Here is a 16,473-nt window from a genome sequence, read left to right on the forward strand (position 1 = left end):
AAGGGTGACGCAGGCCTGCAAACTGCGATGCAGTCGGCATAAAGTCGGCGAAAATAGACAAATTGACTCACCTGGCTGGGTGGGTCACCTTGAAAACACGCCGTTTATGGACGGAAACTAGTTAATAAGCCAAGGCTATCAGCAATTCTTCCCTGAAAACATGCACAGGCTGCTCATAACGCTGATGGTTTCTTTTTCAGCGCCTCAAAACCAATGATGATGTCCATGAGTTCGTTGGTAATCTCATCCTGGCGCACCCGCCTGAATTGCCCTCCAACCTCCTCAAGGCGATCATCGACCGCCTGTTCCGCCTGCTGCATCAGTGCCAGCCTGGCCGCGTTCTCGGTGACCATCGCTTCCGCCGATGCCTGAAAAACGCTGGCAAAGATATGGTTACGAAGCAGCGCGGCAAGCAGCGGCATCGCCGGCATCGTGTAGTCGGGGAGGGACCGGGATTGCCAGCCAGCCCTGCCGGGATCCGACAGCAGCGAAAGTGGCAAGGGCAACAACGGGCTTACGACCGGTTCGTGCTGCCCCTTGCCTGCCCGCCGGGTGAACGCCAGGTTCACGGCAATCCGGTTATGCACGTCACCGGCGCCGATGTCGTCCAGTCGGGTCACTATGTCGCTTGCCAGGCGCCCGATGCCATCGGCCGAAGCTGGCGGCAGGAAGGTCACTTCCGGGCCGAGCCCCTGATCGCTGAGGGCATCACTCATGCGGGCGCCAACGCACAACACCCGGGCACGGCCATCCACCTTCGAAGACTCGCTCCTTGCCAGCTCGGCAAGCACCTCGTTGTAATTGCCACACAGGCCATGATCAGAGCCGAACACCACCAGAATCTGTTCAGGCTGCACGACGACAGGCATCGAAATGGGTCCGGTTTTGGCAACAAATGCCCGGAGACCGCTGAGCACGGTCTGGTGATAGGACTCGATGGATCGGGCGGCATGTTCATAGGGCACCGCGTTGATCGCCGACATGGTTTTCATGGTGTGAACAATGCCGCGAATACTGGTCAGCGTTTCCGTGCGCCGGGACAGGGCTTCAAGCGTCTGCGCCATGGCCATCGCCTCCAGGCAACTTCATGACCGTTCGGGCCACCCGCAGGAGGGTTGCCTTTCCATCGCCGCCCAGAGGGCGGTTTTGCCTGATACTCTTGGCAACGTCTTCCAGGGCGTCTCCAACGCCTTTGCGCACCCTGGTCATGGCCTCGGCAATGGCGGCTTCGGGCAGTCCGTCGAGCAGTCCTTCCATCGCGGCCATCAGCACCAGAAGCTGCTCGGCGGCGGGAACCGGGTCCTGTTCCGGCTGGCGCAATGCGGCACGCACGGCGGCCCCCCGGCTCAGGCGGGCCCGGGTGTTATCATCCAGGCGCGTACCAAAACGGGCAAAATCCTCCAGTTCCTCAAACTGGGACAGGGTGACGCGCAGGTTGCCCGCCACATCCCGGAATGCCCGGTGCTGGGCCTTACCCCCTACCCGCGATACCGATAACCCGATATCCACCGCGGGAAACTGGTTTTTTCGCACCAGCCGCGGCGAGAGATAGATCTGTCCGTCGGTAATCGAAATAAGATTGGTCGGAATGTAAGCAGACAGATTTTCCGCCTGGGTTTCGACAATGGGCAGCGCCGTGATGGAGCCACCCCCGGCTTCCGGCGTGAACTGGCCGGCCCGTTCGAGCAGCCTGGCGTGGACATAGAATATGTCACCCGGAAAGGCTTCCCGACCCGGCGGGCGGCGCAGTAGCAGGGACAGCTCGCGATAGGAGCGGGCATGGTGCGTCAGGTCGTCGAGAACAACCAGCACATCCCGCCCCTGATTTGAAAAGTATTCAGCCATGGTCATCGCCGCATACGGCGCGATGTAGGCGAGGCCCGGCGTGTCCTCATCGCCGGCAGAAACCACGATGGTGTTCGCGATCTGACCGCTTTGCCGCAGGGTTTCAATGACCCTGGCAACGGCATCTCCGCGCTGGCCGATGGCGCAATAGATGCTGAGAACGTTGGTGCGGGCCTGGTTAAGAATGGTATCGACAGCAATGGACGTTTTGCCGGTCTGTCGGTCACCGATGATCAACTCCCGCTGGCCCAGCCCAACAGGCACCGCGCCATCAATGGCCTTGATGCCGGTGGCCAGGGGCCGGGTGACCGGGGCACGACTCAGTATGCCCGGCGCGTTGGCCTCCACCGGCCTTTCCGCGGTCGATGCCACCGCGCCTTTTCCGTCCCGGGGTTCTCCGGTGGCGTCGACAATACGACCGATCAGGCCCGGTCCGACCGGCACACCAAACACTTTATGAGTACGCCAGACATCCTCCCCGAAGGTAACCTGCTCCGAGGGACCGAGCAGGATGACGCCCAGCCGGTCTGGCTCCAGATCCAGCACAACACCCCGGACACCGGACGCAAACACCAGTAACTCATCCGCCAGGACCCGGGCCAGGCCAGAGACCACCGCAACGCCATCACCCACCTCGGTAACGGTGCCTACTTCCGTCAACGACGGTGACGGAGTCGGGGTGTCCAGCAGGGCATCAATAAACATCTTCGCCGGGTTTTGCTCCGGTTCTTCAGCCATGATTGTTTACCCTGCCGGACCCACCTGCAGCCAGCCGGTCTGTCAGCAGACCAATCAGCTCATCGGTGTAACTGTCGATCGTCCAGGCTACCTGAACACTGCCAATACGCAGAATCAGGCCTGGCGCCTGACGGGCATCCGTGGCAAAACTCAGGGCAAGACCGGGGGCCAATCGTTCCAACGCCGCCTTCATTTTTTTCTGCGTATGCTCCGGAAGCGGAGAATGGGTTGTGGCAATGGCCTGTTCAGAATGGTCGGCGGCGGAGGCAAGCTCCTGCGCCAAGGGCTCAAGTTTGCTGATCACATTGAGGGCAATGTGCTCCTCCAGGTCCTCATCCGCCAGATCGCGCAGTGCCCGCCGAACCAACTGATAGAGAACTTCGGCGCTGGCGAGATGCAGCTCTCTGGTGAACCTTTCCTGTTCCGCCTCCAGATGCGCCTGCCAATCCTGTTTTTCGCGTTCCAGGTTCTTGCGAGTGTCGGCCAGCAGGGCGTCTTTCTCGTGTTCCGCCTGCTCGCGAATCCGCTCCGCATGAACGGAGTTATCGGCCAGTAATTTCTGCTTCTGCTCAATAAACGCGGCTTCGGCTGCGGTGGCCTTCTTCTGGGCAACCTCCGCCTCACCCATGCGCGTTGCGATTTCAGCCTCACGGGCATCAATACCGTTCAGAATGGGCTTGTACAGAAAGCGTTTGAGCAGCCAGACCAGCACCAGAAAGTTGCCAATCTGGGCAGCGACGGTGACCCAGTCAACCGACATGGTTCAACCCGCGGCCGACTGGGCGGCCTGCAGAGCCTGATCCCAGAAGGGATTGGCAAACAGAACGATCATCGCCACAACGAAACAGTAGATTGCCGTGGACTCGATCATGGCCAGGCTGACAAACAGGGTCCGCGAAAGTGTCGATGCCGAATCCGGCTGCTGGGCAATGGCGGCAAGGGCCGCGGCTGCGGCCCTGCCTTCCCCGAGAGCCGGGCCTACTGCACCAAAAGACACGGACAGGCCAGCGGTCAGAATCGAGACCGCGGCAATAAGCGCAAAATCAGTCATTTGTCTTTCTCCTTGCTCAGGGGCTTTCCAGCGGTAGCTGTCGCCGATGAGATATAAACCGTCGCCAGAATGGCAAATATATAGGCCTGGATAAGGCCCGTCAGCAACCCGAGCACGTCCATGACCACGGGAAAAAAGAACGGCGCAACACCCAGCAGAATGCCTGCGATAACCGCACCGCTCATAACGTTGCCATACAGACGGATGGCCAGGGAGATACCGCGCGAGAACTCGCTGATGATATTGAATGGCAACATAACAACGGATGGCTGAACGTAGGTTTTCAGATAACCACCGATCCCCTGCCGGGTAATCCCGAACAGCGGCACTGCAATCAGTACCGAGAAAGCCAGGGCAGCGGTGGTGGAGAGCGAGGAAGTGGGCGGCGTGAAGCCCGGCACAACCAGCAGCAGATTTGACAATGCGATAAACAGAAACAGTGTTCCGGAAAAATAAAGCACGTGGCGCGAGGCGCGTGGTGAGATTTCCTCAATCTGGCTCTGGATCGCTGTCACAATCACTTCGAGGGCGGTCCGCCAGCGATTGGGCGGGACATCCGGCCGCAATTTCCGGGTAACCAGAATGGAAACGACTGTCAGCACGATCATGACGATCCAGGTATTGGTAATGGTCTCATTGATACCAATGCCCCAGACCGTGAACAGTGTTGTTTCATCAGGGGTCAGTTCCATCAGACATCCTCCGGGCGCGGCGCGCGCGCAAGCATGGTGGCCAGGAAGCGCACCAGGAAAAAGGCCAACCCATAGCCGGCAAAGGCCCAGACCCGAGTCGCCCCGCCGGAAACCAGCCACCCAACAGCCAGCAGCAGTGCGATGCGGGCGAGGGCGCTGGGCAGAAGCATGGCATTGGGACGGGATGAACGCAGCGCCACACGCACAGTCACCGCCAGGCCCCCAAAATACAGAGCGCTCATCGCCACACCGACACCAAAGCCCATCAGCGCACCTGGCCAGTCAATGGTCACCATTGTCATCCTCCTCTTCCCTGCTTTCTCTACTGATCCAGGCCCAGGCAATAAAACCACCCAGGACGACGCCCCCCAGAATCAGGGCAATGACCCAGGAAAAACCCTGGGGCAGGTTGCGATCCAGCCAGAGCCCCAGAAAGGCGCCGCCAACGGTCGGAACCGAAATCGACCAACCGATCATGCCGAAGGCGCCCAAACCGCGCAGGGGGCTCAGGCCAGGCCTCTCACGGGCTTGTTTCATGCGCTGCGCCCGGCGGCCAATATCGTCCTCCGGAGATCCGCGCCGCTGGCTCATGGCTTGGGCCGCTGGAGATCGGCAAACCGGCGCACCATGCCGGCCTCCAGCCGGGACAGCGCGGATCGGGCAACACGTTCGTCTTCGTCCACCTCAATAAAGTTCTTCCGGACGCTCTCCTGCAACGAGTCCAGATCCTCACCCGGGACACCCCGCCGGATCGCGATATCGACCTGGTGGCCGTGTTTCACCAGAATGCCCTCGTCGATGCCGAAAATCTGCTCACTGCCATTCGCCAGGGTCAGGATCAGCACCGACGGCACCAGTGAGGTGACAAAATCAATGTGATTGGGCAGCATTCCGAAGGCTCCGTTTTCCGCCACGGCGAACAGCTTTTGGGCCAGGCCCTGATAAAGGACCCGGGTCGGCAGCCTGAGGCACACTTCCATCTCCGTCGCCATTGTCATGCCTTCACCTCAGGCAGTGCGCCAATCATGTAGTACTCACTTTCGCTCTGCTCGAAGTCCGTCTGCTCCAGGAGGGTTTCACAGCCCTCGAGCGTCTCGGCGATGGTCACACGCTTGCCTTCGGTGCCGGTAAACGCCGCCGTGGTGAAAAACGGCTGGGTCAGAAATCGTTCCAGCCGGCGGGCACGGGCAACGGTGGATCGATCCGCCGCCGACAGCTCCTCAATGCCCAGCATGGCGATGATGTCCCGCAGTTCCTCGTATTCGGCAAGGGTGCGACGTACCGCCCGGGCGATATCGTAATGCCTTTGCCCCACCACAGAGGGCGTGAGCATGACCGACGATGAGGCCAGTGGATCTATTGCCGGGTACAAACCTTCGCTGGCACGTTTTCGTGACAGCACCACGGAACCGGACAAATGAGAGAAAATATGGGCGGCAGCAGGGTCGGTAAAATCGTCAGCCGGCACATAAACGGCCTGAACCGACGTGATCGCGGCACTGTGGGTCGAGGTGATTCGTTCCTCCAGTTCGGCCAACTCAGTCGCCAGTGTCGGTTGATAGCCAACCCGCGAAGGCATCCGCCCCAGCAGCCCGGAGACTTCCGAGCCCGCCTGGACAAAGCGGAAAATGTTGTCGATCAGCAGCAGCACATCCCGGTGCTGTTCGTCACGGAAATATTCCGCCATGGTCAGCGCGGTCTTGCCGATCAGATACCGGACACCCGGAGCCTCGTTCATCTGCCCGAACAGCATGACCGTTTTATCAAGCACACCTGCCTCGCCCATTTCCCGGTAGAGCTCTTCCGCCTCCCGGGAACGTTCGCCAATACCGCAAAACAGGCTGACACCCTTGTGTTGCTGAACCGTGTTATGGATCAGTTCGGTAATCAGCACCGTCTTTCCCACACCGGCGCCGCCGAACAGGCCGGTTTTTCCGCCCCGCTCAATGGGGGAGAGTAGATCAATGGCTTTGATGCCGGTTTCCAGAATCTGGCTCCGGACCACACGATCTTCGAGCAATGGCGGGGGCTGATGGATAGCGCGGCGCTCACTGGTGGCTGGGACCGGTTTGTTATCCACGGGCGCACCAAACACATTCAGCATACGACCCAGTATGGCATCACCCACCGGCACGGTGATCGACGAACCAGTCGCCCGAACCGGCATCCCCAGGCCCAGCCCCTTCACCGGGGCCAGTGCCATGCAACGGACCACGCCCTTGTCCTCGAGCGCGGCCACCTCAAGAGCAATCCTGCCGGCATACAGGAGCTCGCGAATGTGGGGTACCGGCTCCGGAAACCGGACGCTTACCACACCGCCCCGAATGGCAACAACGGTACCGGTGACAGGCCCCGGCCCCGGCAACGCCTCCCGCTTGTCCTGACTCATAACAGGAACCGGTTAGCCGGCAGACACGCGAGTGCCTGCCGATCCTTCAAGTATGGCAACGGCATCCTGCAGCCGGCCAATGCCGCTGAGCCCTCCGGTTTCCGCAAATTCGCAGGCGGCGAGGAGCTTGGGGCCCATGGAGCCGGCGGGCATAGTCAATGCCCGCGCCTCGGCCACCGTCAGTTCGGAAACCGGCGCAGCCTGATCGGTGCCAAAATCCCGGTAGACGGCATCCACATCGGTCAGCAGAAGCAGCGCATCCGCGCCCAGTTGTCTGGCCAGCAGCGCGCTGGCGGCGTCCTTGTCGATGACCGCTTCAATGCCCATCATGCTGCCGTCTTCCCGGCGCAGCACCGGTATTCCGCCGCCACCGGTGCAGACCACGACCACGCCCTGCTCCAGCAACAGCTGCAACACTCGCAAATCCGGTATTTCCAGGGGTTTGGGGGAGGGCACCACCCGTCGCCACTGGTCACCGTCCGGCGCAATACTCCAGCCCGCGCCCGCTGCCCGGCGCTCGGCCTCAGAGCGTTCATACACCGGCCCGACAAACTTGGTCGGTTTGGCAAAGGCCGGATCTTTCGGGTCCACCACCACTTGAGTCAGCAGAGTCGCGACCGGCCGGTCGTGCCCCAGGGCATTCTCCAGTTCCTGTTCGATCATGTAGCCGATCATACCCTCGGTTTCCGCGCCCAGAACGTCCAGCGGGTAAGCCTCATCCGGCTTGTAGGACGCCCCCTGAAGTGCCAGCAACCCGACCTGTGGACCATTGCCATGGGTGATGACCAAATCGTGTCCGGCCCGGACGATGCCCGCCAGCGACTGCGCCACAGTTCTCACATTGTTGCGCTGGATATCCGCGGTCAGCGGCTCGCCGCGTTTCAAAAGGGCGTTGCCACCCAGTGCTGCCACAACCAGCATGTCAGCCTCCCAGAGTCGCCACGAGGACGGCCTTGATGGTGTGCATGCGGTTCTCGGCCTGGTCAAAAACAATGGAGGCAGGGCTTTCAAACACTTCTTCGGTCACCTCCATGGCGTCAATGCCATAGGTTTCCTGAATCTCTTTGCCCACCACGGTCTCGGTGTTGTGAAAGGCCGGCAGACAGTGCATGAACCGCACCCGGGGATTGCCAGTTTTTGCCATCAGGGTTGCATTAACCTGATAGCGCATCAGCAGCTTGATGCGCTCGGCCCACTTTTCCTTTGGCTCACCCATCGAGACCCAGACATCGGTATACACGAAATCGACACCGGCAACGGCGGCATCAATATCCTCCGTGATCGTGATACGGGCTCCGGTTTCTGCCGCCAGCGCCCTGGCCTCATCCTGCACCGCCTGATTCGGCCAGCAGGCCTGCGGGGCGCACAGGCGAACGTCCATCCCCATCTTGGCGCCGCCGATCAGCAGGCTGTCGCCCATGTTATTGGCGGCATCGCCGAGAAAAACATAAGACACGTCGTGGAGCGGTTTCTCGACGTTTTCCAGCATGGTCAGGAAGTCGGCAAGAATCTGGGTGGGGTGAAACTCGTTGGTGAGGCCGTTATAGACCGGTACACCGGCATACTGCGCCAGCTCCTCCACCACCGCCTGGCCGAAGCCACGGTACTCGATGGCATCGTAAACCCGGCCCAGCACCCGCGCGGTATCCTTGACCGATTCCTTGTGGCCGATGTGGGTGCCGGTCGGCCCGAGATAGGTGACCCGGGCGCCCTGGTCGAAGGCCGCCACCTCGAAGCCAACCCGGGTACGGGTGGAGTTTTTTTCGAAGATCAGGGCAATGTCCTTGCCCTGCAGCCTCGGCACCTCGGTACCGGCGTACTTCGCGGTTTTCAGGTCCGCCGCCAGTTTGAGCAAAAAGCCGATTTCGCGCGGAGTGTAATCACGCAGGGTCAGGAAGTGACGGTTTTTCAGGTTAAACGCCATAACGGTTGTCCTTTCCGGTTAAACAGAGTCGCGCATCGTCGGGCAGCTCATACAACGGCCACCACCGCGGCCACGGCCAAGCTCGGCCCCCGGTATCGACAGCACCTCTATGCCGGCGGCCTCCAGGGCGGCGTTGGTATCGTCGTTGCGGTCGTAGCCAATGACCACCCCCGGGCTCAGCGCCAATACGTTGTTGCCATCGTTCCACTGCTCGCGCTCCCGCTCCGCCGGGCTGTCACCGCCGGTGGGCACGATCTCCAGCCGCTGATAGCCCAGCACATCGGCCACTACCTCGAACAGCGGGCGGGGGTCCTGGCGGAAGGCGAGGTTCTTCTTGCCCTCCCCGGGGCGCAGGTCGTAACAGACCATTTCATCCGCCACGTCCTTGAAGGTGGTGACCACATTGCCGCCACAGAAGGTGAACACCGTGTCCAGGTGCATCGCCGAGCGGGTCTTGGGAATCTGGCAGGCGATCACCTGATCGGCCGTGCCGCTGTCAAACAGCGCCTTCGCCAGCTGACCGACGGCCTGGGGGGACGAACGCTCGCCCATACCCACCAGCACGGCCCCATTGCCCACCGGCATCACATCCCCGCCCTCCAGTGTGGCCAGGCCGTGATCCTGCAGCGGATCGCCCCAGTGCACGTTGACCTTGCCGGCGAATTTGGGGTGGAATTGGTAGATACCCGCCATCAGCAGGGTTTCCGGCTTGCGCGCCGGCCAGTACATGGGGTTCAGGGTCACGCCACCATAGATCCAGGCGCTGTTGTCCCGGGTGAACAGGAAGTTCGGTAACGGCGGCAGCACAAAGCCATAGCGCCCGAGGTGGTTGCCGAACAGCCCCACCGGATCGAACGGCAGATCGCCCACCTCCAGCCCGCCGATCAGGAATTCCGCCAGTGTCGTCCCCGGCAACTGATCCATCCAGGCACGCAGGTCGGAGACCATGCCGACACCGATCTGATTCCAGTTGATGCGATGATCCAGGATCCAGGCCCGGCCCTCGGCAATATCCAGTGTTTCCGCCAGCAGTTCATTGACATCCAGCACCTCGACGCCGCGGGCGCGCATCAGGCCGGAGAACACATCGTGGTCCTTCTGGGCCTGTTTGACCCAGAACACATCATCAAACAACAGCGCATCGCAGTTGGACGGGGTCAGCCGTCGATGGGCAAGCCCGGGGCGACAGACAATCACCTGGCGCAGGGTGCCGGTTTCGGAATGCACGCCCAGTGTTGGTTCAGCCATGGTTCAGTCCTTCTCTGCCCAGTGCATTAAAAGAGGGTGGCGGCGCTGATGACCACGGTGATGAACACCGTCAGGATCAGCAGCAACGGCCAGATAAAGGCGATCCACCGGTCATAGGAGACCCGGCCGATGGCCAGCCCGCCAACCACCACCGCGAAGGTCGGGTTAATCAGGTTGACCAGGCCATTGGCGGACTGATAGGCGGTGACCACCAGGTCACGTCCGACATTGGCAAAGTCCGCCAGCGGCGCGAGAATCGGCATCGACAGCACCGCCAGGCCAGAGGATGAGGGCACAAAGAAACTCATGCCCACTTCGATCCAGAACATCAGGTTGATAAAGGCCAGCTCCGGTAGCCCACCCAGGGAGTTCTCGGCACTGTGGAGGATGGTGTCGGCAATCATGCCCTGCTCCATAATGACCACGATGCCCCGGGCCAGACCGACCACCAGGGCGACACCCAGCAGGTCGCGGGCGCCGTCCACAAAGCTGCCGGTCAGTTTCTTCTCGCCGAGACGGGCAATGAGACCGATCAGAATCGCCGAGCCAAAGAACAGCGAGCCCATGCGGGCCATCCACCAGCCCTGGGAAGCGACACCCCAGATCATCACCACAAAGGTCAGCGCGAAGATCACCAGGGCGATCATCTGGGTAGTGTTCAGGGTGGCATCCTTGAATTCTTCCTCATGCCCCTGCAGGAACAGCTTGCGGTGGGCCTCCCGCTGTTTCGCCACCACCGAGCGGGACGGGTCGGCCTTGACGCGCATGGCGTAGCGCATGACGTAGGCCGAGCAGATCAGCAGGCCACCGATCAGCAGCACGAAGCGCAGGACGATGCCCTCGGTAAAGGGGATGTCGGCGGCGTTGGCGGCAATCACCGTGGCAAACGGGTTGATGGTGGAGCCGAGCACACCAATCCCGGCGCCGACCAGGATGATCGCCACCCCGGTGACCGCGTCATAGCCGGCGGCAATCATCACCGGGATGAGAATGGCATAGAACGCCAGGGTCTCCTCGGCCATGCCATAGGTGGTACCGCCAGCGGCAAACAGGGTCATCAGAATCGGAACCATCCAGATCTCATGACCCTCGAGATGACGCATGGCACTGCGAATGCCGGTATCAATGGCGCCGGTGGCGTTCATTACCCCCAGGAAACCGCCCAGGAACAGCACGAACAGGGCTACATCGATGGCGTTGGCCGCGTAGCTGTCGGGGTCGTAGAAACCGGCCGTCGGCGCCAGCATGACATCAACAAAGCCCTGGGGATTGGGGTCAACGGTCTGGTAGGTGCCAGGCACCGCCACCTCGCGGCCGACGTCTTCATTCATGGCGCGATCATACTGTCCGGCCGGGATCATCCAGGTCAAAGCGGCGACAAAAATAATCAGGATAAACAGAATGGTATAAGCGGTCGGAAACCGCGAAGCAAGATCGTTTTCGGGATTTTCTGGCGGCTTTTCGTCTTCGGTCACGATGCGTCTCCTGTCCTTAATCGCATTATGCAGACAGGTCCCTTCCGGGAACCTTGAGGGGGCTGAACGCATCCTTATGCGGCTGCACGCCACGGGTTCAGATCCGCACCACAACAGCATAGTTCATGAAGTCAAATCGGAAATTGAGGCAGGGCAAATTTTAATGGACCCAAAACCGACTCACCGCACGTTACCGTGGAAACACTGCATGAATATTCAGGAACAAGCCGTTGATCGAAAACTGACCTGCGTCAATTCTGACCGCCCACTTCATCAATGATTTTCCGGCGCTATTCCGGTAGCCTTGTCGCCGACCATTAAACCTGATCGGAGAATTCGGGCACGGGCGGCCCCGGCCAACGAGCGGCTGCAATATATTACGAATAGTAAATGTTTGCTCAGCTGCTACACTTACAACAGTGTCTCAAAGGCAGGGGAGTTCGTAACATTGACCAGCCGAAAACCCGGAACCCGCTCTTATGGCCAGACGCCCCACTACGACCGCTCCGCACCCAGATATCGACCCCGGCCGGCTTGCCCTGATTGCCTCAATAACGCCCAATCTTCTGGTCATGCTGGACAACGCGGGGCGTATCGAGTGGGTCAATCCCAGCTTTGAAAAGCACACGGGTTACCGCCTTGATGAGGTTAAGGGGCGCTTCCCGGGAGACGTGCTGCACGGGCCCGGCACAGACCCGAAGGCCGCGAAACGCATCAACCAGAAGCTGCGCCAGGCGGAGGTTATTGAAGAGGATATCCTTCACTACACCAAGACCGGTGAGCCTTACTGGGTTCATATCTATTGCGTTCCAATCAGTGCCGATCAGGACGTTGGCCAAGGCTTTATCGCCATCCACAACAATATTTCAGACCGCAAACACAGTGAACGCAGTCTGCGTATTGCGGCCAGCGTTTTTGACCACAGCCACGAAGCCATTCTGATTACCGATCAGTCGAACCGGATTCTGGATGTGAATCCCGCATTTTCCCGGATCACGGGCTACAGCCGCAACGAGGTTCTGGGACTCAACCCCGCCATTCTCAGTTCGGGGCGCCATTCGGCGCTCTACTACCAGTCCATGTGGCGATCAATCGAGAAAACCGGTCACTGGTGTGGTGAAATCTGGAACCGCCGGAAAAACGGGGAAGAATACATTGAACTGCTCGCCATCAGCCGCGTACATCTGGAAGAACCCGCGCTGCACTACCATGTCGCGGCGTTTTCAGACATCACCGCGATCAAGAATCACGCCAGGGAACTGATCCGGGCGGCCAACTACGACGACCTGACCGGCTTGCCGAACCGCCAGCTGCTTGAGGAGCGGCTGCGTACCGCCCGGGATCACGCTGACCGGCAACACCGCAGCCTGTCGGTATGCTACCTCGATCTGGACGGCTTCAAGGCCATCAATGACAGGCTGGGGCAACGGGCGGGCGATCAGACCTTACGAACCCTTTCCGAGCGGCTGACACGATCATTGCGCAGTGGCGACACGGTGGCCAGGATCGGTGGCGACGAATTTGCCCTCCTGCTACAGGGTGATGACGACCACGACGCGGTCTATCAGCGCCTTCTTGCCACCGTTGGCGAGCCTGTGCCAGTGGGCGACCAGAGCGTTACCCTGACGGCAAGCCTCGGCATTACCCGCTACCCGGAAGACGGGGCAGACGCCGAAGGTCTGATCCGCCATGCCGACCAGGCTATGTACTCAGCGAAAGAAAAGGGCCGTAACCAGTACCACTTTTTCGACCCCGGCCTTGATGAGCATCGCCGGAATCGCCGGGATCAGCTGATGGAAATCAGCCGGGCGCTCGAAAATGAGGAATTTGAGCTCTTTTTCCAGCCCCAGGTCCGGGTTACCGACTGCCAGTTGCTTGGCTTCGAGGCGCTGATCCGCTGGAACCACCCGGAAAAGGGCCTGGTTTTTCCGGGTGAGTTTCTTCCCGTTGTGGAAAACAGCCACCTGGACCCCCCCTTGGGCCAGTGGGTGCTGAAAGAGGCCATCCACCGGATGAACGTCTGGAGGGAGGCCGGTGAGAACCTCGCCATCAGCATCAACATCAGCGCAGCGCACCTGATGGACAGGAGCTTTGTCGACTATCTGGAAAGCTACCTTCACAGCCACCCTGACCTCGATCCGGCACAGATTACCCTGGAAGTACTGGAAACAACGGCCCTTGAGGATACCAAACGGGCCAGCAATGTCCTCACTCGGTGCCGGAAACTCGGCCTGCGGGTGGCCCTGGACGACTTCGGCACCGGATTTTCATCGCTCACCTACCTGCGTACGCTGCCGGTGGACGTTATCAAGATTGATCAGAGTTTTGTGCGGAACATGCTTGAGGATGCCAGCGACCACGCCATTGTGGAGAGCGTGATATTCCTGGCCCAGCGGTTTGCCCACCCGGTACTCGCTGAAGGCGCGGAAACCGTGGAACACGCCCGGGCACTGCAGCAGATGGGTTGTAACTTTGTTCAGGGCTATGGTATCGCCCGCCCGATGCCCGCAGGGGAGGTTCTGGGCTGGGCACGCCAGTGGCAGGAACGGGTGAAGTCTGGCAACCACGGGGGTGCGCTCAATCCGGTTCTGGCTTCCGGCAAAGACCTCTGAACCGGAACGGCCTTATCGGTAACGTCTCTGATCCAGTGTTGTCAGCCGGTCCGGGTGAAACACCATCAGCCCGGTCACCACAGTGCCATTCACAAAGCCCTCCGGAATCATGAACAGAGGCAGATAGCGCAGGTATTCATGCACCAGCTCATCAAAGGCATAGACGCCGCTGGTCCATAGCATCAGGCACATGACAATACCGGCAGCCGCCACCGAAATGCCGGCACCGAAAAAGCCGCAGAAAAAGAGGTAGGCGAAGAAGTTCCGGAAATCCCGCCGACGCTCCCAGCGCATGATCCAGTGGCTGACAAGCGCCGGCACCATCACCGTAACCAGGCCGTTGGCGGCGAACATCAGCAACGGCTCGCGGCCGGTAATCACGGTGATCACCAGGGCCAGCAGCCCCGAAAGAACCGCCAGAGCCCACCCCAGCATCAACGTTAAAGCGGTGATACCGAAAATATGGATGGCCAGGCCCGGAGAAATCCCCGCCCGCAGTTGCCAGACAAACCCCAGCACCACGGCTGCCCCGAAAAACGAATGCTGGAGCGCACTATCCTTTCGGAACGCCTGCCAGTCAATCGAACGTGCTGCCTGGACCAGAATCATCAGGAAAAGCAGAAGGGTGACGACCCACTGGCTGGTCGTTAGCAGGTTTTCAGTCATGCCCATGGCGAAAATACCGCAGAAACCAGGTCGGAAATGACATCATAACGGCCCGCCCCACCCCCGGCGCAAGCGGACCTTGATTCACCAGGCGACCGGTTTTTCAAGCTTGCCAGGGTCGGTCAGGCGCTGCCAGGCCTCAAAGGTGCTCAGGTACACCTCGCCGCCCAGGTGGGAAAGCAGCTCCGTTCCCTTCAGCCTGTCCATCACCGGCCCTTTCACCTCGGAGAGATGCAACCGGACCCCGGCATCCTTCAGGCGCTCATTGATGGTTTCAAGGCTTTCCAGCGCCGAGGCATCCACCAGGTTAACCGCCGGACACACCAGCACCAGGTCTTTCAGTTCCGGTTCCCGGGTCAACATATCCATCACGGTTTCCTCCAGGAAACGGGCGTTGGCGAAGTAGAGGCTCTCATCCACTCTCAGGAAGGTGACCTTGGGGCACAGCTCCACGTCGTGGCGGAGCACATTGCGAAAGTGCTCGGTACCGGGCACCCGGCCAACCACCGCGCTGTGAGGACGGCTGGTGCGATACAGGAACAACCCGATGGACAGGGCCACACCCGCGATGAGGCCCGCCTCCACACTGTGCACCAGTGTCAGTACGATAGTGGCAAGCATGGCACCGAAATCCGTACGGGAATAACGCCAGGTGCGGCCCAGGGCCGGAAAGTCGATCAGAGTGGCGACAGCCACAATAATGGTTGCCGCCAGGGTCGCCTGGGGCAGATACGCAATCGCCGGCGTCAGTAACAGCGTTGCCAGGGCAATGCCCACCGCCGCATAGGCGCCCGCGGCCGGAGTTTCGGCACCGGCATCAAAGTTGACCACCGAGCGGGAGAAACCGCCGGTTACCGGCATGCCGCCGGAAAAGCCGGCACCCAGGTTGGCAGTACCCAGGCCAATCAGCTCCTGGTCCGGATCGATTCTCTGGCGGCGCTTGGCGGCCAAAGTCTGACCGACGGATACCGATTCCACGAAACCGACCACACTGATCAGCAGGGCACTGACCGCCAACTGCTGCCACAGCCCCATGTCCAGACTGGGCAAGGCCAGCTCCGGCAACCCCCGGGGAACATTGCCCACCAGTCGCACGCCCCGGTCATCCAACTGGAACTGCCAGGCCACCAGGGTGGTGGCCAGAATCGCCACAATCGGTGCGCTCTTGGCCAGGATGTCCGCCGATCTTGGCGCCAGCCCCACAGCCATCAGAAACGGTTTCAGGTGCTTACGGGCGAGCATCAGGAACAGCAGCACCCCGATGCCAATGGCCAGTGTTGCCAGGTTGGTGTCGTCTATTGTCAGCAGCAGCGACTGGCCGATCTCCAGCAGATTATGGCCAGAAGCCTGAATCCCGAAAATATGCTTGAGCTGGCTGGCCGCAATAACAATACCGGAGGCAGTAACAAAGCCAGAAACCACCGGGTGACTGAGGAAATTGACGAGGAAGCCCAGCCTGAAAATACCCATTAGGGTCAGTATCAGGCCTGACATCACCGCCAGCAGAATCGCTCCGGAAACGTATTCCGGAGTGCCGGCTTCCGCCAGCGGCGCCAGCGCGGCCGCGGTCATCAGGGACACCACCGCCACCGGTCCTACGGACAAGGTGCGGCTGGTGCCGAACACGGCATAGATCACCAGCGGCAGGATACTGGCGTACAGCCCCACCTGGGCAGGCAGGCCTGCCAGCAAGGCGTAAGCCAGAGACTGGGGAATCAGCATCACGGTCACGATGACCGCGGCCACCAGATCACGGGTGGCCTGATTGCGCCTGTACTGTGGCGCCCAGTCAAGAATGGGCAGGTAGCGTTTAAGATTCATCGTGAATCTCAG

General features: G+C 60.6%; 16 protein-coding genes. 1 reads left to right on the forward strand and 15 read right to left on the reverse strand.

The genetic code is table 11. The annotated features are described in order from the left end of the window. Window positions 1-173 precede the first annotated feature (173 nt). Genes QPL96_RS14380 through QPL96_RS14440 form a run of 13 tightly spaced genes read right to left on the reverse strand, consistent with a single transcriptional unit; the run spans window position 174 to window position 11,362 of the window. Window positions 174-1,064 (reverse strand): F0F1 ATP synthase subunit gamma, encoded by an 891-nt coding sequence (locus QPL96_RS14380; protein WP_303288007.1) that lies wholly within the window; start codon window positions 1,062-1,064, stop codon window positions 174-176. Then, window positions 1,048-2,583, reverse strand: coding sequence for a F0F1 ATP synthase subunit alpha (locus QPL96_RS14385; RefSeq protein ID WP_303288008.1), 1,536 nt, complete (start codon window positions 2,581-2,583; stop codon window positions 1,048-1,050). The genes QPL96_RS14380 and QPL96_RS14385 overlap by 17 nt, the downstream gene beginning before the upstream one ends. Beyond that, window positions 2,576-3,343: a F0F1 ATP synthase subunit B gene (locus QPL96_RS14390; RefSeq protein ID WP_303288009.1), complete on the reverse strand. Its 768-nt coding sequence runs from the start codon at window positions 3,341-3,343 to the stop codon at window positions 2,576-2,578. Before QPL96_RS14390 ends, QPL96_RS14385 begins: the two co-directional genes overlap by 8 nt. 3 nt (window positions 3,344-3,346) lie before the next feature. Beyond that, window positions 3,347-3,634 carry a F0F1 ATP synthase subunit C gene (locus tag QPL96_RS14395; protein WP_303288010.1) on the reverse strand — a complete coding sequence of 96 codons (288 nt, stop codon included), beginning with the start codon at window positions 3,632-3,634 and terminating at the stop codon, window positions 3,347-3,349. Continuing rightward, the gene (locus QPL96_RS14400) at window positions 3,631-4,326 is read right to left on the reverse strand and encodes a F0F1 ATP synthase subunit A (protein ID WP_303288011.1); all 696 of its coding nucleotides are present in this window, start codon (window positions 4,324-4,326) and stop codon (window positions 3,631-3,633) included. The genes QPL96_RS14395 and QPL96_RS14400 overlap by 4 nt, the downstream gene beginning before the upstream one ends. Then, window positions 4,326-4,622: an ATP synthase subunit I gene (locus tag QPL96_RS14405; RefSeq protein WP_303288012.1), complete on the reverse strand. Its 297-nt coding sequence runs from the start codon at window positions 4,620-4,622 to the stop codon at window positions 4,326-4,328. Before QPL96_RS14405 ends, QPL96_RS14400 begins: the two co-directional genes overlap by 1 nt. Continuing rightward, entirely contained in the window at window positions 4,609-4,917 is a 309-nt protein-coding gene (locus tag QPL96_RS14410) for an AtpZ/AtpI family protein (RefSeq protein ID WP_303288013.1), read from the reverse strand. The genes QPL96_RS14405 and QPL96_RS14410 overlap by 14 nt, the downstream gene beginning before the upstream one ends. Then, window positions 4,914-5,324, reverse strand: coding sequence for an ATPase (locus QPL96_RS14415; RefSeq protein ID WP_303288014.1), 411 nt, complete (start codon window positions 5,322-5,324; stop codon window positions 4,914-4,916). Before QPL96_RS14415 ends, QPL96_RS14410 begins: the two co-directional genes overlap by 4 nt. Then, window positions 5,321-6,715, reverse strand: a complete 1,395-nt coding sequence (gene atpD, locus QPL96_RS14420; RefSeq protein ID WP_303288015.1) for a F0F1 ATP synthase subunit beta — start codon at window positions 6,713-6,715, stop codon at window positions 5,321-5,323. Before atpD ends, QPL96_RS14415 begins: the two co-directional genes overlap by 4 nt. 12 nt (window positions 6,716-6,727) lie before the next feature. After that, on the reverse strand, window positions 6,728-7,636 hold the full coding sequence (gene arcC / locus QPL96_RS14425; RefSeq protein WP_303288016.1) for a carbamate kinase: 909 nt from the start codon (window positions 7,634-7,636) through the stop codon (window positions 6,728-6,730). 1 nt (window position 7,637) lies between these two features. Next, window positions 7,638-8,639 carry an ornithine carbamoyltransferase gene (locus QPL96_RS14430; protein WP_303288017.1) on the reverse strand — a complete coding sequence of 334 codons (1,002 nt, stop codon included), beginning with the start codon at window positions 8,637-8,639 and terminating at the stop codon, window positions 7,638-7,640. 18 nt (window positions 8,640-8,657) lie between these two features. Next, entirely contained in the window at window positions 8,658-9,887 is a 1,230-nt protein-coding gene (locus QPL96_RS14435; RefSeq protein ID WP_303288018.1) for an arginine deiminase, read from the reverse strand. A 26-nt stretch (window positions 9,888-9,913) separates the two neighbouring features. Beyond that, window positions 9,914-11,362 carry a YfcC family protein gene (locus tag QPL96_RS14440; RefSeq protein ID WP_303288019.1) on the reverse strand — a complete coding sequence of 483 codons (1,449 nt, stop codon included), beginning with the start codon at window positions 11,360-11,362 and terminating at the stop codon, window positions 9,914-9,916. Window positions 11,363-11,841: 479 nt separating this feature from the next. On the opposite strand from QPL96_RS14440, the gene QPL96_RS14445 reads away from it, so the two are divergent. Beyond that, window positions 11,842-13,974: a GGDEF and EAL domain-containing protein gene (locus QPL96_RS14445; protein ID WP_303288020.1), complete on the forward strand. Its 2,133-nt coding sequence runs from the start codon at window positions 11,842-11,844 to the stop codon at window positions 13,972-13,974. A 12-nt stretch (window positions 13,975-13,986) separates the two neighbouring features. Here the strand turns inward: QPL96_RS14445 and QPL96_RS14450 are convergent, their stop codons facing one another. Together QPL96_RS14450 and QPL96_RS14455 are read right to left on the reverse strand one after the other, a co-directional pair. After that, entirely contained in the window at window positions 13,987-14,646 is a 660-nt protein-coding gene (locus QPL96_RS14450) for an energy-coupling factor ABC transporter permease (protein WP_303288021.1), read from the reverse strand. A 78-nt stretch (window positions 14,647-14,724) separates the two neighbouring features. Further along, a complete protein-coding gene (locus QPL96_RS14455) occupies window positions 14,725-16,461 on the reverse strand; it encodes a SulP family inorganic anion transporter (RefSeq protein ID WP_303288022.1) in 1,737 nt (578 codons plus the stop codon). Window positions 16,462-16,473 lie beyond the last annotated feature (12 nt).

Source organism: Marinobacter sp. SS8-8 (genome assembly GCF_030540945.1).
Classification (GTDB): Bacteria; Pseudomonadota; Gammaproteobacteria; order Pseudomonadales; family Oleiphilaceae; genus Marinobacter.